15 protein-coding genes are annotated in these 24445 nt (G+C 45.8%); 6 read left to right on the top strand and 9 right to left on the bottom strand.

What is annotated here, in order from left to right:
• Positions 1-350: 350 nt before the first annotated feature.
• The 5 genes from ruvB to aspS all read right to left on the bottom strand — a co-directional run bounded on the left by ruvB (position 351) and on the right by aspS (position 6285).
• On the bottom strand, positions 351-1367 hold the full coding sequence (gene ruvB / locus AB4482_RS08150; RefSeq protein WP_017062078.1) for a Holliday junction branch migration DNA helicase RuvB: 1017 nt from the start codon (positions 1365-1367) through the stop codon (positions 351-353).
• 103 nt (positions 1368-1470) lie between these two features.
• The gene (ruvA, locus tag AB4482_RS08145; protein ID WP_017062079.1) at positions 1471-2082 is read right to left on the bottom strand and encodes a Holliday junction branch migration protein RuvA; all 612 of its coding nucleotides are present in this window, start codon (positions 2080-2082) and stop codon (positions 1471-1473) included.
• A 92-nt stretch (positions 2083-2174) separates the two neighbouring features.
• Positions 2175-3635 (bottom strand): methyl-accepting chemotaxis protein, encoded by a 1461-nt coding sequence (locus tag AB4482_RS08140; RefSeq protein ID WP_372073332.1) that lies wholly within the window; start codon positions 3633-3635, stop codon positions 2175-2177.
• Between the two features lie 196 nt (positions 3636-3831).
• Positions 3832-4353, bottom strand: coding sequence for a crossover junction endodeoxyribonuclease RuvC (gene ruvC / locus AB4482_RS08135; protein WP_004736470.1), 522 nt, complete (start codon positions 4351-4353; stop codon positions 3832-3834).
• Positions 4354-4512: 159 nt separating this feature from the next.
• On the bottom strand, positions 4513-6285 hold the full coding sequence (gene aspS / locus AB4482_RS08130; protein ID WP_065585130.1) for an aspartate--tRNA ligase: 1773 nt from the start codon (positions 6283-6285) through the stop codon (positions 4513-4515).
• Positions 6286-6565: 280 nt separating this feature from the next.
• Here aspS and AB4482_RS08125 point away from each other — a divergent pair, with 280 nt between their 5' ends.
• From AB4482_RS08125 to AB4482_RS08100, 6 genes are all read left to right on the top strand, one after another.
• Positions 6566-7471: a DUF72 domain-containing protein gene (locus AB4482_RS08125; RefSeq protein ID WP_372180775.1), complete on the top strand. Its 906-nt coding sequence runs from the start codon at positions 6566-6568 to the stop codon at positions 7469-7471.
• 139 nt (positions 7472-7610) lie between these two features.
• Entirely contained in the window at positions 7611-8339 is a 729-nt protein-coding gene (gene cmoA / locus AB4482_RS08120) for a carboxy-S-adenosyl-L-methionine synthase CmoA (RefSeq protein ID WP_017062083.1), read from the top strand.
• A gap of 186 nt (positions 8340-8525) precedes the next feature.
• Positions 8526-9497: a tRNA 5-methoxyuridine(34)/uridine 5-oxyacetic acid(34) synthase CmoB gene (gene cmoB / locus AB4482_RS08115; RefSeq protein WP_017062084.1), complete on the top strand. Its 972-nt coding sequence runs from the start codon at positions 8526-8528 to the stop codon at positions 9495-9497.
• A gap of 312 nt (positions 9498-9809) precedes the next feature.
• Entirely contained in the window at positions 9810-10550 is a 741-nt protein-coding gene (locus AB4482_RS08110; protein WP_372132234.1) for an ATP-dependent zinc protease, read from the top strand.
• Between the two features lie 17 nt (positions 10551-10567).
• Positions 10568-12073, top strand: a complete 1506-nt coding sequence (locus tag AB4482_RS08105; RefSeq protein WP_029235905.1) for an inactive transglutaminase family protein — start codon at positions 10568-10570, stop codon at positions 12071-12073.
• A 3-nt stretch (positions 12074-12076) separates the two neighbouring features.
• A complete protein-coding gene (locus AB4482_RS08100; protein ID WP_029235672.1) occupies positions 12077-13057 on the top strand; it encodes an alpha-L-glutamate ligase-like protein in 981 nt (326 codons plus the stop codon).
• Positions 13058-13181: 124 nt separating this feature from the next.
• On the opposite strand, the gene fdhF is transcribed toward AB4482_RS08100, so the two are convergent.
• The 4 genes from fdhF to mukF form a co-directional block, all read right to left on the bottom strand.
• Positions 13182-17411 (bottom strand): formate dehydrogenase subunit alpha, encoded by a 4230-nt coding sequence (gene fdhF, locus AB4482_RS08095; RefSeq protein ID WP_372180773.1) that lies wholly within the window; start codon positions 17409-17411, stop codon positions 13182-13184.
• 366 nt (positions 17412-17777) lie between these two features.
• Entirely contained in the window at positions 17778-22238 is a 4461-nt protein-coding gene (gene mukB, locus AB4482_RS08090) for a chromosome partition protein MukB (protein WP_372180772.1), read from the bottom strand.
• Positions 22235-23041 (bottom strand): chromosome partition protein MukE, encoded by an 807-nt coding sequence (gene mukE, locus AB4482_RS08085; RefSeq protein WP_017067527.1) that lies wholly within the window; start codon positions 23039-23041, stop codon positions 22235-22237. The genes mukB and mukE overlap by 4 nt, the downstream gene beginning before the upstream one ends.
• Positions 23022-24359: a chromosome partition protein MukF gene (gene mukF / locus AB4482_RS08080; protein WP_017055049.1), complete on the bottom strand. Its 1338-nt coding sequence runs from the start codon at positions 24357-24359 to the stop codon at positions 23022-23024. The genes mukE and mukF overlap by 20 nt, the downstream gene beginning before the upstream one ends.
• Between the last annotated feature and the right edge of the window lie 86 nt (positions 24360-24445).

Genomic DNA, 24445 nt, shown 5'->3' with positions numbered 1-24445 from the left:
GGAGAACCCTGCGTTGATTTGTATCAAATTTATTTGAGCAAATTAGAGTTATTTTTGTACAATTATGATTAAAATCACACCAATTATGCTTGTCTTAATAACAGCGCATGATATCTGTGACAAATGCTCAACACCGCCTCAACATCCGAATTACAACTATCTATAAAGTATTAACAAAAAATATGACAACTTATTTCATTTCCTGTTATCTAAATCAAACCTGAAATCAAAGTTTCCATTTTTGAAGCTCCCTTTTCGATCTTTTTATCGACTCGCTCAAAGAGTTGTTATTCAGTAAAAAGCAAAAAAAACCAGCGCTTATGCAACTGGGATCTTTAAAAATGAATAATTTAACGATTGGAGGGTTTATCTATTCCAAAGTGTAAATACGCTCTGTCGGTCGCGATTCGACCTCTTGGCGTCCTTTGTAGGTAACCTTGTTGAATCAAGTAAGGTTCTAACACATCTTCAATAGTGTCTCTCTCTTCACCAATCGCGGCAGCCATGTTGTCGATACCTACCGGACCACCACCAAACTTCTCCATAATCGCCAGCAGAAGCTTTCTATCCATGTAGTCGAAACCTTTAGCATCGACATCCAACATGTTTAGCGCTTTGTCAGCAACCTCCGGACAAATATGCCCGTCGCCTTTTACTTCCGCATAATCACGAACACGGCGCAGTAGACGGTTAGCAATACGTGGCGTACCACGAGCTCGGCGAGCAACTTCTAGCGCCCCTTCGGACTCCATAGAAAGACCAAGGCAATCTGCACTGCGCTGAACGATGTTTTGTAGATCTTCAACCTTGTAGTACTCAAGACGCTGAGTAATACCAAAACGGTCACGTAACGGCGATGTCAGTGAGCCAGCACGAGTGGTTGCGCCAATCAAAGTAAAAGGAGGAAGGTCAATCTTGATAGAGCGTGCCGCTGGGCCTTCACCAATCATGATATCTAATTGGTAGTCTTCCATTGCAGGGTACAACACCTCTTCAACCACAGGGCTTAAACGGTGAATCTCATCAATGAACAGGACATCATTTTCTTCGAGATTGGTCAGTAACGCCGCTAGGTCGCCTGCTTTTTCTAGAACAGGGCCTGAAGTCGTACGAATGTTGACATCCATCTCATTGGCAACAATGTTCGCCAACGTGGTTTTACCCAAGCCTGGAGGGCCAAATATCAACAGATGGTCGAGCGCCTCGTTACGCAGTTGTGCCGCTTTGATGAAAATCTCCATCTGGCCACGAACGTGATCCTGACCTTGATAGTCAGCCAGTGCTTTAGGGCGTATTGCACGATCAATGACATCTTCATCTTTGAATACTGGGTTATCCGGTGCAATAAGGCGATCGGCTTCAATCATAAATTCTGCTATTCCTAACTATGCTCTTGTTGACTCTGCGCTTCTTGACTCTGTGTAAAGGCAAAGTGAATGAGTCTATTTTGTCGAACAAGTATATTGGGTATTAAACCATCGATTTCAGAGCTTCGCGAATCAACTGTTCGCTGGTCATGCCATCTTTAGCCACTTGAGAAACCACCTTGGAAGCTTGAGTCGGCTTGTAGCCTAATGCAAGTAGCGCACTTACCGCTTCTTCTTCCGCGTCGTGAACGGTTGGCATAGAATCAATCGGAGCTGCATCTGTCGCTGGAGTAAACAAGTCACCCGCGCCCCACCCTTTCAGGCGGTCTTTCATTTCAACAACCAGACGTTCAGCGGTTTTCTTACCCACACCCGGAAGTTTAACCAGCGTCGAGATGTCTTCACGTTCAACACTTTGAACAAACTGGCTAGCCGTCATGCCTGAAAGAATGCCAAGGCCTAGCTTAGGGCCCACACCGTTCGCTTTGATCACTTCACGGAACAGCGCACGCTCTTTAACCGTGTTAAAACCATAAAGTAGCTGCGCATCTTCACGTACAACAAAGTGCGTGTAGATGATTGCCTCTTCGCCCACGTTTGGTAATTCGTAAAAACAGCTCATTGGCATTTGAACTTCATAGCCAACGCCACTCACTTCGATTAGTAATTCTGGTGGCTGTTTTTCTATTAATGTACCGCGTAGACGTCCGATCACAATTCACTCTCTTGATGGAATATAATTTGAGGGACAGAATATAAAAGAACTGGATGCTTATCCAGTTCTTTGTGTTTATTAGGATGATTTATTTAAGCTTGCTTAGCTTGGGAAACCACGCTGTTTAAGCTTTCGACCAGTTCTTTTACTGAGGTGACATGCCCGGTCAGTTCAGAACCATAATTAGCGACTAAACTTGACACGGATTTGGTTTCTGCAACGCTCTGCGCCACTTCTGAACTGGCGAGATCGAGTTCTTTCAATGAGCTCATCTGCATCGCCATAATATTGGTGAGCTGATTAACATCGGTCGAGATGGTTTGCACCTCAGAGATAATGCCGTTCATTTCATTGGCCGTAGTTTCAATGATGGCTCTGCCATGCTCCACTTCTTCTTTACTTCGGTCTAATAAGGTTCGAATTTCTATCGCGGAATGGCTGCTTTTCGCCGATAGCTCTCTCACTTGGTCTGCAACTACCGCAAAACCTCGTCCTTGCTCACCGGCACGAGCCGCTTCTATAGCTGCATTGAGTGCTAATAGGTTGGTTTGCTCGGCAACCGAGGTAATCAAATCAGCGACTTTCATGATTTCTTGATTACTTTGAATGATCTGGCTGATTGCACTGGTTGAGGCTTCTAGTGATTCTGAGCTCTTTTGCGCTTTCATTCCGACCGCTTCGCTGCGCTCTTTTAGCTCACCCACAAATGAATTAGATTCTTCGATGCCTTGAGTCATTTGATGCAGTTGTTGGCTCATCTGTTCTGCTGCACTCGCCTGAGATTCGCAATTGATGTTCAACACTTCAACTTGAGCATGCAGGTCTTGAGACTGCTGATCTAAATGGACAGATACGCCCTGTAAGCTTTCAGAGTTTGAGTTAGCTTGGTCTAGGACAATAGAAAGTCGACCTTCACTTTGCGTCGCTTGATTGGCAATCTGTTGGCTTTCCGAGATCGCATCTTCTGCCATTTCAATCGCCACCTCTTTTTGCTTAGCGGTAAACGCTTGAGCAATGCAAATCACCACCATCGGCATGATCACACCAGACCACGTTTCAACCACTACCGCTTCCGGAGTAAGTACTAACTGCGGAAATTCAAAGCCATCAAGATGAGCTGAAGTCATCACCAAAGAAACGCCAATCACTAACCCACTCCATACAAGGGCGACAATTCGAGTTCCCGACAAGAAAAAAGCGACCACTAACAACGGCACCCAATAAGCCTGTGTTGACGCCACCACACCACCGCTTTGGTAGATGATGTTCAAAGCGTGTACTGCCATCCCGACAAAACCAAAGTTAAGTGCAAGGCTGGGTTTACTGGTAACACGCAACAGCAGTGCGGAGATCAGTTCAAACACGATAAGGAATACAGATGTGGTGATCAGAAGTTGCTCTTCGTGCTTTGTCCATTTAATTAAGCTGTAGACACCCACAAAGAAGGCGATAAAGGTAAAGAGTAATAAGATATCGGCTTGTCTGACTTGGTTGTTACTCCACCCATTACTTTTGGGTAAAAACAACGCGCGCCACAGCTTGATAGGGTTCATCAGTGATCATCCTTGATTAACTTGTTAGACCTCTGACCAATGTTAATAACATGTTAAATGATGCGCAATGTTATTATTTGGTTTGTGTTCGAAAGATCTCATTTCATCAAGGATTTAGGGGCGTATTGTTTTGAACTGAGCCAAACGAGGCGTAAGGCTCATGTAATGCAAGCTATTAGAAAATAGAGGGATGGGATTAACGGTAGCGCCCTTTTCTCGCGCCTGTCGCTTTACCAGCAAGAGCTACCAAGGTTTTATTGGTGTTGGCGTGAGTGATCGCTACGCCTAGAGCATCGGCAGCATCGGCCTGTGGTTTAGCGGGTAACTTAAGCATGCTCATCACCATGTTCTGAACCATCGACTTATCTGCACCACCATTGCCTGTCACCGCTTGTTTGATTAAACGAGCCGCGTATTCATGAACAGGCAAATCCGCATTTACAGCCGCTACGATCGCGCTGCCCCTAGCTTGCCCAAGCTTAAGCGCTGAGTCTGCATTCTTAGCCATGAAGACCTGCTCTATCGCAAACACATCCGGTTGGAACTGAGTAATAATTTCGCTCACACCTGCATAGATCTGCTTGAGTCGACCCGGCAACTCTTTTTCTGAGGTGCGAATGCAACCACTCCCTAAGTAATATAGGTGGCGGCCATTTTGACGAATAACACCGTAACCGGTAATGCGTGAGCCAGGGTCAATCCCTAAGATAATAGACATAACTTCAAATACTGATTATTTATACATGCTTTATGAGCTTAGTATATCGAACGCAAAAAAAAATGCCCGTCAAATTAACGGGCATTTTATTGTTCTACTACAAAATTTAGCTCTATCGAAAACTCAAAGCTTCAGTAGAAAGTTAGGCTAATCGCTTGATTAGTCTTCTTTCTTCGCTAGTTTAACTGCGATTGCTAGCTCTTCCAGTGATGCTGGGTTCGCTAGGCTTGGCGCGTCTGTCAGTAGACATGCTGCAGCTGTTGTTTTCGGAAATGCGATAACGTCACGGATGTTCTCAGTACCACAAAGCAGCATTGCTAGACGGTCAAGACCGAATGCTAGACCAGCGTGCGGTGGCGTGCCGTACTTAAGCGCTTCAAGTAGGAAGCCGAACTTCTCTTGTTGCTCTTGTGCTTCGATACCTAGGATACCAAATACCGCTGTTTGCATTTCTGCGTTGTGGATACGTACAGAACCGCCGCCTACTTCGTAGCCGTTGATTACCATGTCGTATGCATCAGAATTTGCTGCTGCTGGGTTCGCTTTTAGCTCTTCCGCGTTCACACCTAGTGGTGATGTGAATGGGTGGTGCATTGCGTGTAGGTTACCTTCGCCGTCTTCTTCGAACATTGGGAAGTCAACAACCCACAGTGGAGCCCATGCAGATGTGTCTGTTAGCTCTAGATCCGTACCTAGTTTAAGACGAAGTGCGCCCATTGCTTCAGCAACGATGCCCGCTTTGTCTGCGCCGAACAGAATGATATCGCCAGATTCAGCTTGAGTACGATCTAGAATACCGTTGATTACGTCTTCGCTTAGGAATTTAGCAACTGGAGATTGAATACCTTCCATGCCTGCAGCACGGTCGTTAACCTTCATCCAAGCTAGGCCTTTCGCGCCGTAGATGTTTACGTGTTCAGCGTAGCCGTCGATTTGCTTACGAGTTAGCTTAGCACCACCTGGAACACGGATAACTGCTACGCGACCTTTTTCGTCGTTAGCTGGGCCAGAGAATACCTTGAATTCAACATCTTTAACCAAGTCAGCAACGTCCACTAGCTCTAGTGGGTTACGTAGATCTGGCTTATCAGAACCGAAACGACGAATCGCTTCAGAGAAAGGCATTACTGGGAATTGACCTAGTTCAACATCTAGAAGTTCTTTCCACATATCGTGAACAAGCTTCTCAGTCACGTTACGTACTTCTTGAGAAGTCATGAAAGATGTTTCGATATCGATTTGAGTAAATTCAGGCTGACGGTCAGCACGTAAATCTTCATCACGGAAACATTTAACGATTTGGTAGTAACGGTCAAAACCAGACATCATCAGCAGTTGCTTGAACAACTGAGGAGATTGAGGAAGTGCGTAGAAGCTGCCTTTGTGAACACGGCTTGGTACTAGGTAGTCACGAGCACCTTCTGGTGTCGCTTTCGTTAGTACTGGTGTTTCGATGTCTAGGAATAGGTTCTCATCAAGGAAACGACGAACGAAGCTAGAAGCACGTGCACGAAGCTTGATACGGTCGCTCATTTCTGGACGACGAAGATCGATGTAACGGTACTTAAGACGCTGTTCTTCAGAGTTCGTTTGGTTGAAGTCTAGTGGAAGCGCTTCTGAACGGTTGATGATCTCTAGACCAGTCGCGTAAAGCTCTACTTCACCAGTAGCCATGTCTTTATTTACTTGGCTATCAGGACGAACACGTACTTCACCAGTAAATTTGATACAGAATTCATTACGCAGTTGGTTAGCGATCGGGAAGATATCTTTCATATCTGGATCGACAACAACCTGAACGATGCCTTCACGATCACGCATATCAATAAAGATAAGACCGCCTAAATCACGGCGACGGTTTACCCAGCCGCACAATTCTACAGTTTGTCCCGCCAGGGACTTGTTCAGGTTACCACAGTAATGGGTACGCATAATGAATTTCCCAATCTCTTAATAATTTACTAATTTCCAGGCTGTCAGTGGTCATTCCACACAACAGAGCAAAGGAACATTTATACGCGGAAACTCGCTTAAAATCGACCTTCCACATTCGAATTTATTGTGTTTTATCTGGCTTTGCTGCTTTTTAGCCCATCAAGTGCGCAAAGATTCATCAAAACCGAAAAAATTGCGATAATTATATCTCGAAAGTACCTTAATCAGCAAAACTCTCGTACAGTAGATTTTCATTTCGATTAAAAGCAGTAATGTGATGACCAATGGTGCAAAAACGATGGACACTTTACCTCTAAGACTTGGATTAACCATGTGGTCTCATTCTGAGTGGCAAAGTCAGTTCTACGGAAAAGGAACAAAGCCTGCTGAACGCTTAGAGAAGTACGCGCAAGTTTTTCATACCGTTGAGGGCAACACGACCTTTTACGCGACGCCAAGTATGTCGACAGTTCATAACTGGAAAGCCGCCAGTCATGATGATTTCAAGTTCACTTTCAAGCTACCTAAATTCATCACCCACCAGCAACAACTCAGGCACTGCCAAGCAGAACTCAAAGAGTTCTTAATGACTATGTCGCCACTGCATGATCGCATTGGTCAATGGACGATTCAGCTACCACACAGTTTTGAACCCAGCATGCTGCCTGCCCTACAAAAGTTTTGTACCTTGTTCCCAAAAGATATGCAGCTTGGCGTCGAAGTTCGCCACTTGGGGTTCTTTGATAAAGGCGATGCGGAAAAGCGCTTCAATCAATGGCTGGTAGAGGAAGGCATCAATCGCATCATTATGGACAGCCGCCCCGTTTTTTCTGCGCCACCAACCACAGAAGCGGTGATCGATGCACACCAGAAAAAACCCCGTGTTCCTGTTCATGCCATTGCGACCGCCAATAACCCAATGATTCGATTTATTGGCCACCCAGACCAAGAACCTAATATTGAGTTTTTTAAGCCTTGGTTTGCCAAAATCCCAAACTGGCTTAATGAAGGCAAGCAGCCCTATTTAATGATCCACACCCCAGACAATAACCACGCACCTGAACTTGCGATTGCTATTTATAAGAGGCTACAAAAGCAAGTGTCTGAAAGTACATCATTATTATTACCTGATCTGGCTCAGTTTCCGGCTCAGAAAGGCAATAATCAAATCTCGATGTTTTAACCCATCACCTATCAGCAACTTCGAACCTTGAGCTAAATCTCAGTTTTCGTGACAGTGGCGCTTTTTTTACGTAAAATACGTCCCCTTTTATTTGGTATGAATTTTGTGCCAATTACGCTGACTGTCGAGAGAAAATGCTATGAGCAACACAGACAATATCTTTTCCGCTCCTATTGATAAAATTGGAGACTTCACCTTTGATGCAAGGGTTGCTGAAGTATTTCCGGATATGATTCAACGTTCGGTGCCTGGCTATAGCAATATCATCTCTGCAATCGGCATGCTGGCTGAGCGCTTTGTAAAGCCACACTCAAATATTTACGACCTTGGCTGCTCGCTTGGTGCTGCGACACTTTCTATGCGTCGTCACATTCAGCAAGAAGGCTGCACGATTTTCGCGATCGATAATTCAGAAGCCATGGTTGAGCGCTGCAAATTGCACGTTAATGCTTACCGCAGTGACACACCGGTAGAAGTGATTGAAGCCGACATCCGTGAAGTGGAAATCAAAGACGCTTCTGTTGTGGTGCTTAACTTTACGCTGCAATTTCTTTCTCCAGACGATCGATACGCTCTGCTTGAGAAAATTCATGCTGGCCTGCGCCCAGGCGGGATCTTAATCCTGTCAGAAAAATACGTATTCGAAGATGAAAGCTCAAATGAACTGCTTATCGACCTGCACCATGATTTCAAACGTGCTAACGGGTACAGCGAGCTAGAAGTAAGTCAGAAACGTAGCGCAATTGAAAACGTGATGCGCCCGGATTCGATCCCTGTTCACAGAGAGCGATTTGATAAGATTGGCTTCTCAAGCAGCGAAGTCTGGTTCCAATGTTTCAACTTTGGTTCAATGTTCGCGATAAAGTAAACATTTTAGATTACGTAACCGTCGCGACACCGTTAGCACGTACTAAAATGTCATCCTCAAGAGCGAGGAACAAACGAATTGGGGATCTCTTATCAAACACGATAAACGAGATTCCCTAGCATGTTTGTCCACACTCTTAATGGAGTGACAAATTTAATTTCTACACCACCAACTCAGTGAAAACCTATGTTTAATTTTGCCAATTTTTATCAACTTATTGCCCAAGATACTCGCCTTCAGCCGTGGCTAAATGTCCTGCCACAGCAACTGACCGATTGGCAAAATGCAGAGCACGGTGACTTTGACCGCTGGCTACGTGCACTAAACAAGATTCCACAAGACGTGCCAGATCAAGTTGACCTGAAAAATTCAGTGACGATTGGTAGTTCTACGCCATACCACACAGGCGAACTGAAAAAGCTAGAAAGCTTATTGAAGACTTTCCACCCGTGGAGAAAAGGTCCTTATACGGTTCACGACATCCATATCGATACAGAGTGGCGCAGTGACTGGAAATGGGATCGTGTGCTTCCACATATATCTCCATTAAAAAACCGTTCGGTTCTCGATGTAGGTTGTGGCAATGGTTACCACATGTGGCGCATGCTGGGTGAAGGTGCTCGCTTAACGGTTGGTATCGATCCTTCCCACCTATTCTTGGTTCAGTTTGAAGCAATTCGTAAGTTGATGGGCGATGACCAACGAGCTCACCTATTACCTCTAGGTATTGAGCAGCTCCCAAAGCTAGAAGCCTACGACACGGTATTCAGCATGGGCGTGCTTTACCATCGTCGTTCACCACTGGACCACTTGATTCAACTGAAAGACCAATTGGTGTCTGGCGGTGAACTGGTTCTTGAAACCTTGGTGATTGAAGGCGATGAGAACGCAGTATTAGTTCCGGTTGACCGTTACGCGCAAATGAGAAACGTCTACTTCTTCCCTTCAGCTCGCGCACTGAAACGCTGGCTAGAACAAGTTGGTTTTGAAGACGTACGAATCGTTGACGAAAATGTCACGACAATTGGTGAACAACGCACCACAGAATGGATGACACACAACTCTCTTCCAGATTACCTCGATCCGAACGATCCAAGTAAAACGGTTGAAGGTCACCCTGCACCGAGACGTGCGATTCTGGTAGCAACAAAGCCATAGATTTACTGCCCACAAAGCAGTGGCATATTGAGTAAATAAAGCACAAGCCTATTAAGGCAGCAAAACAATTGCTTGCATGGTCAAAAAGCCACTGTTAATTTCGCGGTGAACCTTGCTTCCTTAGCTTAAGAATTGAACAAAAATTGACTTGTGTTTAATAAGTGAGCTATTCCAAATAGCAATAATTGGCGTAGCGCTCACATTGCGATTCAATATGACCAGACTCTTACAATAGGATGCTTCACGCATCCTTTTTTGTGGGCTAAACTTCTAAATAGTCTGAACTATTCTCTAATTCTCAAAGGTTTTTTTATGTTTAAGCGATTATCGCCTATTGTGGCGGTTGGTTTGCTCTCTGGTTGTACTCTTACAAATGGTGCTACCTACCACCAAGAAACTCTCGACGCTATTTCCCGCTCAGAGACAAACATCGCAAATAAGGTTCAAAATCTTGAACTGCAACTAAGCAATCAAAGTGACTATATTGAAAGCTTAGAAGAAGAAATTACTACCCTTTCTAGTCAATTAGATACCCATCTAACGAGCATGGAACACAAGGTTATTGAAGAGCTAGAGGAAGAGGAACCGGTCGCTATTGCCGTTGCTCCTATCGCTCCTATATCACAACCGACTATCCTTGGCGGCATCGAAAAAGTGTTTATCGACTCTATCAAGCAAAGCTTTGATGCTCGTGTTGATACAGGTGCAACCACCTCTTCTTTAAACGCTGTCGATATCAAAGAATTCGAACGTAACGGCAAGAACTGGGTTAAATTTCACCTAGACGACAAAGCCCAAGCTAAAGAAGACCAGAAATGGATTGAAGCGCCTGTTGTACGTTATGTAAAAATCCGTCAATCAACCAATGATCAAGCAGAACGTCGAGCTGTGATCGAATTATGGGTGAAAGTTGGAAAAATCCATGAAAAAGCGCAATTTACATTGGCGGATCGCTCTCAAATGAGTCACCCTGTGTTACTAGGGCGCGAATTTATCAAAGACATAGCGCTAGTAGATGTAAGTAAAAAGTACGTACAAACGGAAGTTAAATAACAATAGTAGGGTAAGCTATGACGTCAAGAATTCCATTTTATATCTCTATATTCCTGCTTATTGTGGCAGGTATAACACTGAGTATGTTCAGACATACGACCTACGGTGTACCTTGGACTCCAGGGGAAACCAGACAGGTTTGGGACGTTGAAGCTCGCATCGAGTTCAACGCAGTAGGCAAAGAAGCAAAAGTTTCCTTAGCGGCTCCTCATACTCAGTCTAACTACACACTTATCGGCGAATCGGCTTCATCGCCGGGTTACGGTATCTCTTACTTGAATACCGAATCAGGTCGCCGCGCAGAGTGGTCTATTCGATACGCAGATGGCCCTCAAACCATCTACTACAAAACACAATTCCTAGTCGACAACCAAGCAAAAGTTGATGCTATCGCACCAGAAGGTGAAGTCTCGCAACCAAGCTTCGACGGCCCTGAAGAAGCGGCTTCTCTTGCATTGATTGATAGAGCGACAAAACGTTCTGCAGACAATATCACTTTTACCCGTGAGCTCATCAAAACACTTAATGATCCAGACAGCCAAAACTCAGCGCTGATTCTGAACAACATGACCAAAGTGGAAGCGACACACAAGCTACTTTCAGCGGCGAAAATACACAACAAAGTGGTTGGTGTTATCGAGCTAGAAGATGGTCGTCGTCGTCAGTCGATTCAAAACATGATTCAGATCTGGGATAACGACGAGTGGGTTCTATTCTCTCCTGAATCAAGCGAACAACAAGTCCAACCAAACCTACTCATCTGGGACGAATCAAACGTTTCTCTACTGGATGTTGTTGGCGGTCAGAACAGTAAAGTTCACTTCTCTATGATTGCTCAAGAGGTTTCACCAACGGAAGCAACCAATAGTAAAGTCTCTGCTGATCAACTGTTAAACCTTTCAATTCACAGCCTACCGTTAGAAGAGCAAGCGATGTTTAAAACCATCATGCTGATTCCTATCGGTGCTCTGATTGTTGTGTTCCTACGTGTCATCATCGGCCTGAAAACGTCTGGTACGTTCATGCCAGTACTGATTGCGGTAGCCTTTGTACAAACACAACTGGTAACGGGTATTGTTGGCTTCCTGCTTATTGTAGGTACGGGTCTGATTATTCGAAGTTACTTGTCCAAACTCAACTTGCTCTTGGTAGCCAGGATATCCGCCGTAATCATCACGGTAATCATGATTATCTCTGTGTTTACTGTAGTCGCGTTTAAAGTGGGTCTGACTGAAGGTCTATCTATTACGTTCTTCCCTATGATTATCCTATCTTGGACTATCGAACGTATGTCTATCCTATGGGAAGAAGAAGGCGCGAAAGAAGTAATGCTGCAAGGTGGTGGTTCTCTATTCACTGCGGTTCTTGTTTACTTAGGCATGACTAACCCGTTCATTCAGCACTTAACGTTTAACTTTATTGGTTTACAACTTGTTATTCTAGCGACCATCTTGCTACTAGGTAACTACACAGGATACCGTCTAACCGAGCTTCGTCGCTTTAAACCGCTAGCGGAGGACTAAGTTATGTTTGATCAGTTTACTTCACCGTTTAGGTTGAAAGACAAAGGCATAATGGGAATGAACAAGCGTAACCATAGTTATATTGGTCGCTACAATGATCGTTCCAAGTATCCACTCGTTGATGACAAGCTTAAGACGAAGATCATTGCTGAACAGGCTGGTGCTACTGTACCAAAACTGATTGGCGTGATTGGTCATCAAGCTGAAGTAAAAACAATCCACAAGATGGTAAAAGAGTGGCCGGGTTTCGTAATCAAGCCAGCTCAAGGCAGTGGTGGTAAAGGTATCCTTGTTGTGACTTCTCACAAGGACGGCGTTTACACCAAGCCATCGGGTTCGACTATCAATGAAGAAGACGTAGAGCGCCACATCAGTAACGCTCTCGCGGGTCTTTTCTCACTCGGTGGTAAGAACGATGTTGCTGTAGTTGAAAACCTCATCAAGTTTGACGAGTGTTTTGACGGCTTCAGTTACGAGGGTGTACCAGATGTACGAATCATTGTATTCAAGGGCTACCCTGTAATGGCGATGATGCGTCTATCGACTTCGGCTTCTGATGGTAAAGCTAACTTGCACCAAGGTGCTGTGGGCGTAGGTATTTGTATCGCTACGGGTAAAGCCGTTCGTGCGGTTCAATTTGACCACCCAGTGACTCACCACCCAGATACGGGTAAAGAGTTGGCGCTACTACAAGTACCCCATTGGGAAAAGCTGCTGACACTTGCATCAAGTGCTTGGGAAATGACAGGCCTTGGTTACATGGGTACGGACATGGTTTTAGACCAAGAAGAAGGCCCGATGGTACTGGAGCTAAACGCTCGCCCTGGATTAGCAATACAGATTGCAAACGGCGCAGGTTTATTACCTCGCTTGCATCATATTGAAAACCTGGGCACACCGGCTGAATACCCAAAACCAGCAGAGCGCGTTGCCTACGCTGCTAAGCAATTTGGTGTTCACGGTAGCGAAATTGTTCAAAACTAAGCTCATCTAAATCAAAGCGAAACGACTCAGTTATTGATACTGAATCTAGCTCGATAAAAAGGCCGCATAACTCTGAGAGTTACGCGGCTTTTTAATGCCAGCCGTCTTCACCGAGCTAATATGATTAAGCCTCTGTTACTTCACACTCAGGCTCACGAATAGGATCAATACGCACAGCCGCCACCTTAAATTCAGGGATCTTCGCGTGTGGATCAGTCGCTGTGGTAGTCAAACGGTTAACTGGTGATTCAACAAAATGGAATGGAATAAATACCACACCCTTTTGCATTCGTTTAGTCACAAAGGCCGCGATTTCGATTTCACCACGACGTGTTGAGACCTTAAGCATCTGACCATTCGAGATACCTAGCGCTTCAGCATCATGAACACTCACCATGGCACGCGGCCCTGCTAAGTTATCCAACCCTTTTGTTTTACGTGTCATGGTTCCGGTGTGGAACTGTTCTAGAATACGGCCTGTCGTTAATACTAACGGGTATTCCGCATCCGGTAGCTCAGCAGCGTATCTAAACGGAATCGCCTCCATTTGACCACGCCCACGCGTAAATTGGGTCTGGTGCATGATACGTGTGCCATCAGGGTTGTTCTTATTACTTGGCCATTGCACGCCGTTCACCGTAATGTTCTCCCAACGTAAACCACCATACTGTGGCGTGACACGCGCTATCTCATTGGTGATATCAGCAACCGAGTCATATTCCCAATTGCCGCCCATCGCATTAGCCAACATTTGGATAATCACCCAATCTTCTTTCGCTTCACCTGGAGGCAATACCGCCGGGTTAATACGCTGAACACGACGCTCGGTATTAGTAAAATGACCAGACTTCTCAGCAAACGAGCAAGACGGTAGCACCACATCGGCATATTGAGCGGTTTCGGTTAAGAAAATATCTTGAACCACGAGGAAATCTAACGCTTCAAGACCTTCAATCACATGCGCTTGGTTCGGATCACTCAGCACTGGGTTCTCGCCCATTACGTACAGACCACGAACATCTCGATGACACGCTCCATCAATAATTTCGGTCAACGTTAAGCCTGTTTCAGCCGGTAGGTCAGAAACACCCCACTCCATCGCGAATTTTTGACGAACCATTGGGTTGTACACTTTCTGATAACCCGGAAGGTTATTTGGCAATGCGCCCATGTCACACGCACCCTGAACATTGGATTGACCACGTAATGGGTTGATACCGCCGCCTTCAATTCCGATATTGCCACACAAGAGCTGTAGGTTAGCGATTGATCGAACGTTATCGTGACCAGTGGTATGTTGCGTAATGCCCATCGAGTAGTACACCGCTGTACGCTCTGCTGTACCAATCAATCGCGCCATTGCGAAGATGTCTTCCGCTTTAACGCCAGTTACCAGCTCCACTTTGTCTAGTGAATAACTTGGTGACATTACCTCTTGAAGCAAGGTATCAAAGCCATCCACACGGTCTTCGATATACTCTTGGTCGTACCAACCGTGTTTGATGATTTGCTGCATCACACCATTGATCAACATTACATCAGTACCCGGTCGGTGCGCTAAATAAAGTTCAGCATGGTCAGCAATATCGATTCGTTTTGGATCGGCAACGATCAATCTCGCTCCACCATGTCTCACAGCTTGCTTGATATGCGAGCCAATAATTGGGTGTGCTGACGTGGTGTCGGAGCCAATAATAAAGATCACATCTGAGTGCTTGATGCTTGGAATATCATTGGTCATCGCCCCGCTACCTAGCGAAGCCTCTAAACCAGTAACAGTAGATGCGTGACAAAGGCGCGCACAGTGATCGACGTTATTGGTACCGAGTTCACGACGTATGAATTTTTGGAAGGCATAGTTATCTTCATTGGTGGTTTTCGCCGACGAGAACCCCGCTAAAGCGTTACTGCCAAAGCCTTGCTTAATCGCAGTAAACTTCTCGGCAATAAGCTTAACTGCCTCATCCCAACTTGCAGGTTGCAACCAGCCATCTTTACGAATTAATGGTGTGGTTAAACGCGCATCGCTGCCCACAAAATCGAAGCCAAATCGTCCCTTAACACACAACATGCCTTCATTAACCGGAGAGTCTCCGCCTTCGATATAGCGGATTTTGTTTTTCTGCTCATCGATATGCATGGTTAGCTTGCAGCCGACACCGCAATAGGTGCAGATGGTATCGACTTTCTTGAGTACGTCTGTGTCTCCCTGCTTTCTGTCGCGAGCATCCACCATTGCACCGGTTGGACACGCCTGAATACACGATCCACATTGAACGCAGTTTGAGTCGCCCATTAAGGTCTTGTCCGCCCCAAAGTTAGGGCGACATTCGGGTCTTGATGCAGGTTTGCCATCGGATTGGTTCATGAAGCTTAGAACGCCATGAACATTCTGTTCGCGACAGGCTTGGATACACTGGCCACAACTGATACAGCGGTTGGCGTCAAAGATAATGAACTCAGAACTGTCATCGACCGAAAATTTTTGTCTTGTTAACCCGACCTTCGCTTCTTCAGCACGAATCGCCTGCCAACTCTCATTCGAAGCCACATCGATTTTGTATTCAGGATGGGTTTGCGTTGCTTTGTATTCAGTCGAGTAGTCTCGTAGGTCGCAATCTGTATTAGCTTGGCAGCCACACTCTAGACATCTTGCAGCTTCAGCGATTGCATCGGCATTATCAAACCCTGTTTCTACTTCATCGAAGCTTTGTTCACGCTGTTCGGGCGTTAGCTCAGGCATGATCTTGCGCGCCATGCGTTGTATAGATTTGTATTGCTCAGGATCCACCGCTTTGAGCTGTTTGTGCTTTCTTGAGTTAAACGGTTTAGCCGGAATATTTTCCATATCACCATGGAAGAAGCGATCGATCGCTTGTGCAGCAATACGCCCATCCCCCACCGCTTCGACTGCGGTTGCAGGGCCGCGTCGGAAATCACCAATACTGAAAATATTTCCGGTTCCGGTATGCATGGTTTGTGGATCAGCATCTGCGGTATTCCAACGAGTAAGAGGAATATCAATCGCTTCATTGTCCATAAAGCTCAGATCAGGCTTTTGCGACACGGCAGCAATAACCGTATCAAACGCTTCAACAAAGAACTCGCCAGTTGGTTTAGGGCTGCGGCGGCCTGAAGCATCAGCAGGACCCAAAGCCATTCGTTCTAATCGTATTTCTGATACATGACCATTTTCATCGGCTATGTTTTCTGCAGGGTTGGTTAAGAAGTGGAACTTCACACCCTCATGTTCAGCTTCTTCGATTTCGTAATCTTCTGCTGGCATCTCATCTCGAGTACGACGATAAATCAGCGTAGTATCCGCGCCATCACGAACTGCGGTTCGAGCACAGTCAATCGCTGTATTACCGCCACCGATCACGGCAACCTTTTTACCAGTGACGTACTGCTGGTCGGTCACGTAATCTTTCAGATAATCGACACCCAAATAACAACCTCCGAGTTCGCTACCCGGGTAATTCATCTCGACCGCTTGCGATGCACCAACGGCTAAACAAACCGCATCAAAATCGTTACTTAAATCAGACAGTGTAAAATCAACACCGAGTTTTTTACCGCACTCAACCACCATTCCGTTGCGACACATCAACTCGATTTCTTTATCTAGAATCGACTTAGGTAAGCGATATTCAGGGATACCGTAACGCAGCCAACCACCCGCTTGCGGCATCGACTCATAGACACTGACATCATAGCCTTCGTTAGATAGGTAATAACCCGCCGTAAGCCCACCGGGGCCACTACCGACAATTGCAATACTCTTGCCTTTATTCGGTTTCTTAGCTGGCATGTAGCTCTCTTGAGCCGCTAAATCCGCGTCGGCAGCGTGTCGTTTGAGTTGGCGAATCGCGATGGATTCATCAACCAAGTTACGACGACATTCGGTTTCACAGAAAGCAGGACACACACGACCAATTGAAAGCGGCATTGGTAATGTCTTTTTGATCACCTCAATCGCTTTGATGTGACCATTTTGAGCAATATGGTGCAGGTAAGATTGGATGTCGACCCCAGCAGGACAGGCTGTTTGGCATGGCGCCTCACAGTCAGCGTAGTGATCGGTCATAATGCGATTCAACGCTTCTTGTCGATGATTCGTTAACTGTTTTGACTGAGTGGTAATATTCAACCCATTAGACACTTCAAGCTCACAAGAGCGAGTAACACCAACGCCATCAACTTCAACGACACACAAATCACACGGCACTTTATCCGCTGTTTTGTTCAAACCACATAAAGATGGGATTTCCAAACCACATGTTTTTGCCGCTTCAAGAACGGTTTGTCCTTGCTCGACGATTCGATATTTCCCATCAATCACGATTTGAATCATACCTAAGTCCTACCTTTACCTTTCGCACACGCGAGTTATCAATAATTAAAATTTAAGTAATACAATATTATTAATATTATTAAATCTATGTCATTACCATACATTATTTGTGGTTTTGTGCGTGTGACCTCAAACAAGTTCCATTGATAATAACCATAAGGCATGAGTGGTCTATCAGTATCGACGAGAGAATTAGGCGGAAGGTGTTCTGCTGTAGAAATAAGGAATAAGAAATTAGATTCAAGGTACAAAAAAGCCCCTAATGATTAGGGGCTTTGTACAAATATCATTGAGTCGCTTTCGAGCTTATAACTCAGTTATCAAGCTTATTGCTCGGCTATCAAGGCTATGACTCGGCTATCAAGGTTATTGCTCAGCTTCTTCAATAAGCTCTTGAACTGGGGATGCCGGTTTGTTTTGAGCAAAACCGCGCAGGCCAACAACATGTACGTGCTCGTGATCTTTAAAGACCTTACGAACCAGTTTGTAGGTTGTGCCTTTCTCAGGGCTAATGTTCTCTGGTGCTGCAATCAAAAGTTGCATACCTAAACGGTCACACAGTTCGAACAAGGTAGAGATAGATTTCGCATCCAGACGAGCTGCTTCATCAAGGAACAACAAACGACATGGAACGATGTCTTTGCTACGAAGTCGACGAGACTCTTCTTCCCAGCTCTGAACAACCATCAGTAGGATAGACTGACCAGTACCGATCGCTTCACCCGTAGACAGTGCGCCCGATTCCGCTTGTAACCAACCGTCTGAACCACGGTTAACTTCAACACTTAATTCTAGGTAGTTGCGGTAATCCAGTAGCTCTTCACCTAGAACTTGTGGAGAACGTTGACCCATATCGATATGTGGGTTAACACGTTGGAACAACTTCGCCATCGCTTCTGAGAAGGTAAAGCGTGTTGATTCAAACAAGTCTTTGTGTTGCTCTTGCTGAGTCGCTAGCCCTGATAGCAAGATCTCGTGGCTTTCACGAATCTTAACGTTCAGACGTACGCCCTTAACCTGACCAAAGTAGATGTTCGACAGCCCTTGGTTCAGCATTCGAATACGGTTCTGCTCGCGCTGAATCGTTTTCTTGATGATGCTTGCTACCGACTCAGAGCTGATCGCCAAGCGGTTTTCACGCTGCGTCAGTTCTTCTGTTAATCGAGCGAGCTCAACTTCCATCTCTTCAATTGCTTCAACCGGATCATCCGTATGAATGATGTCTTGGCGAATACGCTCGCGAAGGTGTTGGTAAACCGCAATATAGAACAGAACCTTACGCTCTGGATGTGCGTTGTCTTCAGATAGACGCAGCGAATCACGTAGGTCGTCATTGTCAGCTACAGCTAGACGTAGCGCACCCAGTGATTTATCCGACATAGAGCGAAGCTCGCCCGCCGTTAGGTAAGCCAGTTCACGCTTGTGCAAACGACGTTCAACATCATTTTCACGAGCTAAGCGAAGTACTGAACACCAGCCTGCTTTTGCTGCAACAACGAAAGTACGAAGTTCTGTGTACTCTTTCTGAACTTTCTTAAGACGCTTAGCTAGGGCTTTCATCTCAAGTTCTGTTGACGTAATCGTACGCTCGTATTCGCTCTTACGGCTGCGAGATGTGTGCAGACGCTCTTGAAGCTCGTCACGACGACGTACAGCACGCTCTTCAGCGCCTTCATCAGCGTTTACGCCAAACTCTTGTAGCTCTTGTTTGAACTCTTGAACCGTTTCTTGCTTCGCTTGATGTGAGCTCTTCAGTGCCGCCAATACTTGGTTGTATTGGTTCATCTGTTCGCGAGCTTGCTTCAAACCATCGCGGCCTTTGGTTCTTGCTTGTTCAGCTTGAACCAGTTTCGCTTTTAATTGCTCGCTCAGTTCACTGCTCTTGTTAAGCAAATCAACAGAATCTGCGTAAGCAAAGTAGTGACGACGCTCAATCAGATCAGACAGTGCGAACACTTTGCCTTTTAGCGTTTGTAGCGCGTTATCAGATTGACGATATTCGGCTTCCAAAGCTTCGAACTGCTCTGGGTCAGCGTCTAGTGCAGATACGATCTGTTCTAGAGAAGCAAGCGCCTTGCCGTGCGTATTCAAGTAAGACTTAGCTTCACTCAGACGTTCTAGTTGTGCTTCTAATTCAGCTAAGCGCTCAGCCAATGTTTCGTCTTCTAAAATACGAACCATTGGAGCTAATTTATCTAGCGCACCGAGTGCCTGCTTGCTTTGTAGAAGCTGGCTACGTTGCTGCTGCTCTTTAGAGTTAAGCTCAGCCAGAGAACGAACAATTTGATTACGCTTATCACGAATCGCAGCAAGTGCTTGTTCTGGGTCTGCGTTAAACGCAACGTGCAGGTGCTTCGCAACAAAGCTGTTGAATGCTTGATATAGACGATTCAGCTTTTGAGAGTCAAACGCGGCTTTCGCGTGGTTCTCAACAACAACGTCACGCTCTTCGCGCAATTTCTCTAGACGTTGTTCACGAGCCGCACGGCCAAACAGTGGGATCTCAGGGAAACGTGAGTAACGCATTTGGCGATCGTTCAGCTGAACACATACTGCGCCTTCAAGCTCATCGGCATTAAATGAACTGTCATCAAACGCGTCGACATCGCCTTCTAGGATGTAAAGGTCTTCTGGACAATCATCAAGATCCACCAGCTTCTCTTTAATACCATCAAGATCAGAAACCACAATTGCGTGACGAGCTGGGCCGTACATCGCACTGAAGTACGGCGCATCACCAATCGTGATGTCATCGTAGATCTCAGAAAGCAACACGCCACCAAGCGTATCCGCCAGACCTTTCAAACGAGGATCGTTAGAGCCACCTGGCGAAGCTAAACGCTCAATCTCTTGCTCAAGTTCAGCTCGGCGCGTAGCCAACTGATCTTTTGCTACCGCTTGAGATTTCTCATCTTCAAGCACTTGCTGCATTTGAGTCATCACCGCTTGGCTATCTTCTAGCTCAGCGTCGGTTTGATCTCTTAATGCTTCAAGCGCATCGTTTGCCGTGATCCACGCTGGAGCAATGGACTCAAGCTTTTGAATCTCTTGGTCGTGGTTTTGTTGCACACGACGTTGCTCACTCTTCGCTTCACGCAGTTCTTCTTGAGCGTACTCAAGAGATTCGATCTGCATAGCGTGACGTTCACGTTCTTCATCGAAAACCGCTTCGTCAGTCAGTGAGATGTTGTGTTGCTTTTGGTATTCAGTCGCAAGCTCTTTTGCTTGACGCTGCTGAGCCACATCACGAGCCATATCGCGGTGTTGAGCACGCCACTGCTGTTCATTTTCAACAACGTGTTTTGCGTTACGGCCTTTTTCTAAAGCTTGCTTAGCGCTGCTAGACGCTTCTTTACGCTCAACGTCACCGATAATACTTTTAACAAGAGCGAGCGCTTTGTCGAACTGTGCAGAAGCAGCAGAAGACATGTCTAGTTTATGCTTCGTCGACAGTAGCGTTTGAGTGCTTGATTCTTCTTGTGCTTTTAGCTCTGAAACCAGAGTTAGTGCGCTTTCTGCCGTAATAGATTCATCACCAAGCAACTGCTTAGTTTTCTCTAATGCTTGAACCGCTTGCTGGTATTGAAGTGCACGCGTTTGCTGAACATCCAACGCTTGTTGGTAGTCAGCAAGCTGAGTTTTCAGGCTATCCACTTCTTCTTCAGTGATGGTTGCCTGCTCTTCAGCAAGAAGTACTCGCTCTTGAGCTTCTTCAACCACCATCATTTGCTCTTCTAGACGCTCGTTAAGCTCTTCTAGATCTTCGCTGTAGCGGGCAATTTTCTCTTGCTGACGAAGTGCAGTTTGAACTAATTGCAGATGATCCGAAGCCGCTTGGTAATCTTGCTCTAGTGCTGATTCTTGATCGACAAGTAACTCTAGTTCTTCTTGAACGCGGTTCAACAAGTTGTTTTGATCAAGCAAGGTTTCACGAGAACCAAACAGCTCACCACGGAACTTCATGGTTTGATCAAGCTTGTTGCGACGATCGTTAGCATGGCGCATGTAATCTGCTGCCACGTAGTTCGTAGATTCAGTGATCAAGTGCTTAAACAAATCACGATCCGACTGAGTCGTTTTGATCGCTTCTAGCGTCATACGGTTTTCGCGTAGTGCTGATTCCATGTCTTGGAACGCTTTCTTCACACCACCATTTTGCGGTAACAGGTAATCACGCAGAGAACGCGTAATCGCACTTGAGATACCACCGTAAAGTGATGCTTCAATTAGGCGGTAGAACTTAGAACGGTCGCTGCTGTTACGTAGTTTCTTCGGTACCACACCGTATTCAAACATTTGCGAGTGGTAATCAACAATCGAAGAGAAGGCCTTAAAATGCGTGCCTTCGTATTGTGCAACCGCCGCTTTCACGTCGTTCAACTGACATACGCGAGCGTGGCTGTCTGAAACGTTCTGAATCAACACATCCGTTGGTTTCACATGGCTTGGAAGGCCTTGGATAACGAACGGTTTAATGTCGACTTTCTTATCACGACCCGCGACTTGCTGCAGTTTTACTGCAAACAATAGACGCTGATTACGAGAGTTCACAACATCTAGTGCGGCATAACATGCGCCTGGCTGAAGCTTACCGTAAAGGCCTTTATCACGAGATGACTGTGAGCTACCCGCTTCCGTTGTGTTACGGAAATGCAGAAGGCTTTGGTCAGGGATCAGTGCTGTGATGAATGCCGCCATTGTGGTCGACTTACCCGCACCGTTACCGCCAGAAAGCGTTGTAACCAATCCATCAATATCAAAAGTACGCGCAAAGAAGCCGTTCCAGTTGACCATGGTTAATGATTGATACTTACCTCTTTCAATCATGCTTCACCTTCTACTTTTGTTTGTTCGCCAGCATTTGACTCAAGGTCAAAGTCAGCTTGATCGTTAAAAATGTCTTGTTGACCGTTTTCGTCTACGTCTGCATCTACTTCTGATGTGGCTTCCGCTTGTTCTTCATTCAACAAGCTACCTTGGTTAGGCTCTTGGGTATGCACCACAGCTTCACCATCACGGATAAGACGTAACTGCGCTTCTTTCATATCATCGCCAACACGAACGTCAGCGCCAAAACGGAATACCGCTTCGCTGATACGGAACTTGCCGGTTTCACCAATCGCAATCAACATACCGATACGGCGTAAGCGACGTAGAGAAGTACGTACTTTTTCGAACAGCTTTTCTTTATCTAGGTCAGAACCAGACGCACGGTTGGTTGCTAGCTTCATGAGTTTTTTCTCATCCGCTAACGACATCAACTCATCAAACAGTTCTTGGTTGGTGAAGATACCTTCATGAGCAAGACGTTCTGGGCTTAGGTATAAGAAACACAACACCTTGCCAACCAACATGTCGAGCTCAGACAACACACTACGACCAATCAGAGACGTAGAACGCGGACGCAGGTAATAGAAACCTTCCGGCGCTTTTACCAATTCCGTATTGTAGCGTTGATAGAAATGCTGGAGCTCAACTTCAAAATCAGACAGCAACGCGTGGTTATCTAGGTCTTCTGTTGAAACATGCTTACCTGAACGCAGCATGCTATCTAGCGCAGGGAACAGTGGGTTCGCTATCGCTTTTACCAGTTTCTCTGGCATGTAATCATCAGTACTTGTTAATGACATTTGCTTGTACCTTTGCACCGAAATCGTTAATTGCCTGCCAATCTGGCTGAATAGCCTGATAGTCAGACTCTGAGTAACCTAAGCGCACGGCTTGGTCGACAACAATTCTGGCTAAATCAAAATGGTGTGTGCGAGGGTGTGCAGCGAGGTAATCGCGTAACACAAGGCCAAGATCAATTGGCGCGCCTTGCTGTTTGTGAGCTTTTAACATCTCTGCAATTCGATCTGAAAGCAGGTCATTTACTTGCTCAAATTCTTCGTACTCTACGTCGATTGGTGCTTGTCCCATCACTTCGTCATCACGAAGCACGAGCGCTTCATCACGAAGATCCGTCAGCTTCTCAGCATCGGCGTAGGTCAATAACCAAGGCGCATCAAAGTAGTCAGTGACTGACTGACGCAAGCGCTGGCTAAAGGCGCGGTTTTTATCCATATCAATCGCGGTACGGATGAACTTGTGAACATGGCGGTCGTAGCCGATCCATAAATCGATGGCTTGTTGGCCCCAACTGGTGATTCGGTCTAGCTTCATCTGCAAGCCGAACAGGGTTTCGCCAACGAACTCGAGTTCATCGTCACCGTAAACAATTTCTTGAATATCGAGGATCTGTGTTTGCAGTTCATCCCCCGCCGCTTGCAAGGTGTCTTGCAATTCTTTTAGTGTGGACGAGGTTTCTGAAAGCAAGGTTTCACAGTTGTTAATCGCCTCTCGCCAATCCTTGTTTAAAAGGTCGGCAATTTGCTGTTTAACGGTTTGCTGCTGCTCATCCATAACACGTTGGTTAAGATCAATCTGATCGAAAATTTCACCAACAGAATACTTGAGCACGCCGTAAACATTCTTTCTCCAATGTCCTGGAGTTCCGCCTTTTTGTGCTGCTTCAATGGCTTTTGCCATCTCGTCCGCAACCATAGAAAGCTGGATAGACAGTTTTAACTTAGAGAACTGACGGTGGCGTAAGTAATAATCTGAAATACCAATCGCCAATGGTGATAAGCGATAAATACTCGCACCATCGGTGATTTCGCTGGTAAAGCGGCTAATCAACTTCTGTTTAACTAACTCGTTGATGGCATTGTTGGCACGAAACGCGGACGCTTCGCCAGTATCTTCAAACAGTCGAGTGACGATGGTAAATGCATCGTGCAGTTCACCCTCGCCCAACTCTTCATCGAACCTTTCATTGCTTAGTACTGCGATAGCAATCAAAAATGCTAAGCGCTCTGGTGGCAAGTTTAATGAAAAATCATGCTGCTTGACCCAGCCCACCAACTCATCAATTGGCTGCTCTTCGGCAGTTTGAGTCATTTCACTCATTGTGGTTCCTGTTACTGTTCTTCGTCATATCGAATGTATTAGATATGACGCCTATTTCTTTATGACGCGGGCTTCTTACGATTGCA

The organism is Vibrio sp. 10N.222.55.C7 (assembly GCF_041473335.1).
In the GTDB taxonomy this organism is placed as follows: domain Bacteria; phylum Pseudomonadota; class Gammaproteobacteria; order Enterobacterales; family Vibrionaceae; genus Vibrio; species Vibrio crassostreae_C.
This window is presented reverse-complemented; position numbering and strand designations above follow the sequence as displayed.

What these genes read in the sequence shown, in the direction of transcription:
- AB4482_RS08110 (WP_372132234.1), top strand. Translation starts at nt 9,810, where the DNA reads ATGTTTAAGCGATTATCGCCTATTGTGGCGGTTGGTTTGCTCTCTGGT.
- aspS (WP_065585130.1), bottom strand. Translation starts at nt 6,285, where the DNA reads ATGCGTACCCATTACTGTGGTAACCTGAACAAGTCCCTGGCGGGACAA.
- AB4482_RS08140 (WP_372073332.1), bottom strand. Translation starts at nt 3,635, where the DNA reads ATGAACCCTATCAAGCTGTGGCGCGCGTTGTTTTTACCCAAAAGTAAT.
- AB4482_RS08105 (WP_029235905.1), top strand. Translation starts at nt 10,568, where the DNA reads ATGACGTCAAGAATTCCATTTTATATCTCTATATTCCTGCTTATTGTG.
- mukB (WP_372180772.1), bottom strand. Translation starts at nt 22,238, where the DNA reads ATGATTGAAAGAGGTAAGTATCAATCATTAACCATGGTCAACTGGAAC.
- ruvC (WP_004736470.1), bottom strand. Translation starts at nt 4,353, where the DNA reads ATGTCTATTATCTTAGGGATTGACCCTGGCTCACGCATTACCGGTTAC.
- AB4482_RS08125 (WP_372180775.1), top strand. Translation starts at nt 6,566, where the DNA reads ATGACCAATGGTGCAAAAACGATGGACACTTTACCTCTAAGACTTGGA.
- mukE (WP_017067527.1), bottom strand. Translation starts at nt 23,041, where the DNA reads ATGTCATTAACAAGTACTGATGATTACATGCCAGAGAAACTGGTAAAA.
- fdhF (WP_372180773.1), bottom strand. Translation starts at nt 17,411, where the DNA reads ATGATTCAAATCGTGATTGATGGGAAATATCGAATCGTCGAGCAAGGA.
- cmoA (WP_017062083.1), top strand. Translation starts at nt 7,611, where the DNA reads ATGAGCAACACAGACAATATCTTTTCCGCTCCTATTGATAAAATTGGA.
- cmoB (WP_017062084.1), top strand. Translation starts at nt 8,526, where the DNA reads ATGTTTAATTTTGCCAATTTTTATCAACTTATTGCCCAAGATACTCGC.
- ruvB (WP_017062078.1), bottom strand. Translation starts at nt 1,367, where the DNA reads ATGATTGAAGCCGATCGCCTTATTGCACCGGATAACCCAGTATTCAAA.
- mukF (WP_017055049.1), bottom strand. Translation starts at nt 24,359, where the DNA reads ATGAGTGAAATGACTCAAACTGCCGAAGAGCAGCCAATTGATGAGTTG.
- AB4482_RS08100 (WP_029235672.1), top strand. Translation starts at nt 12,077, where the DNA reads ATGTTTGATCAGTTTACTTCACCGTTTAGGTTGAAAGACAAAGGCATA.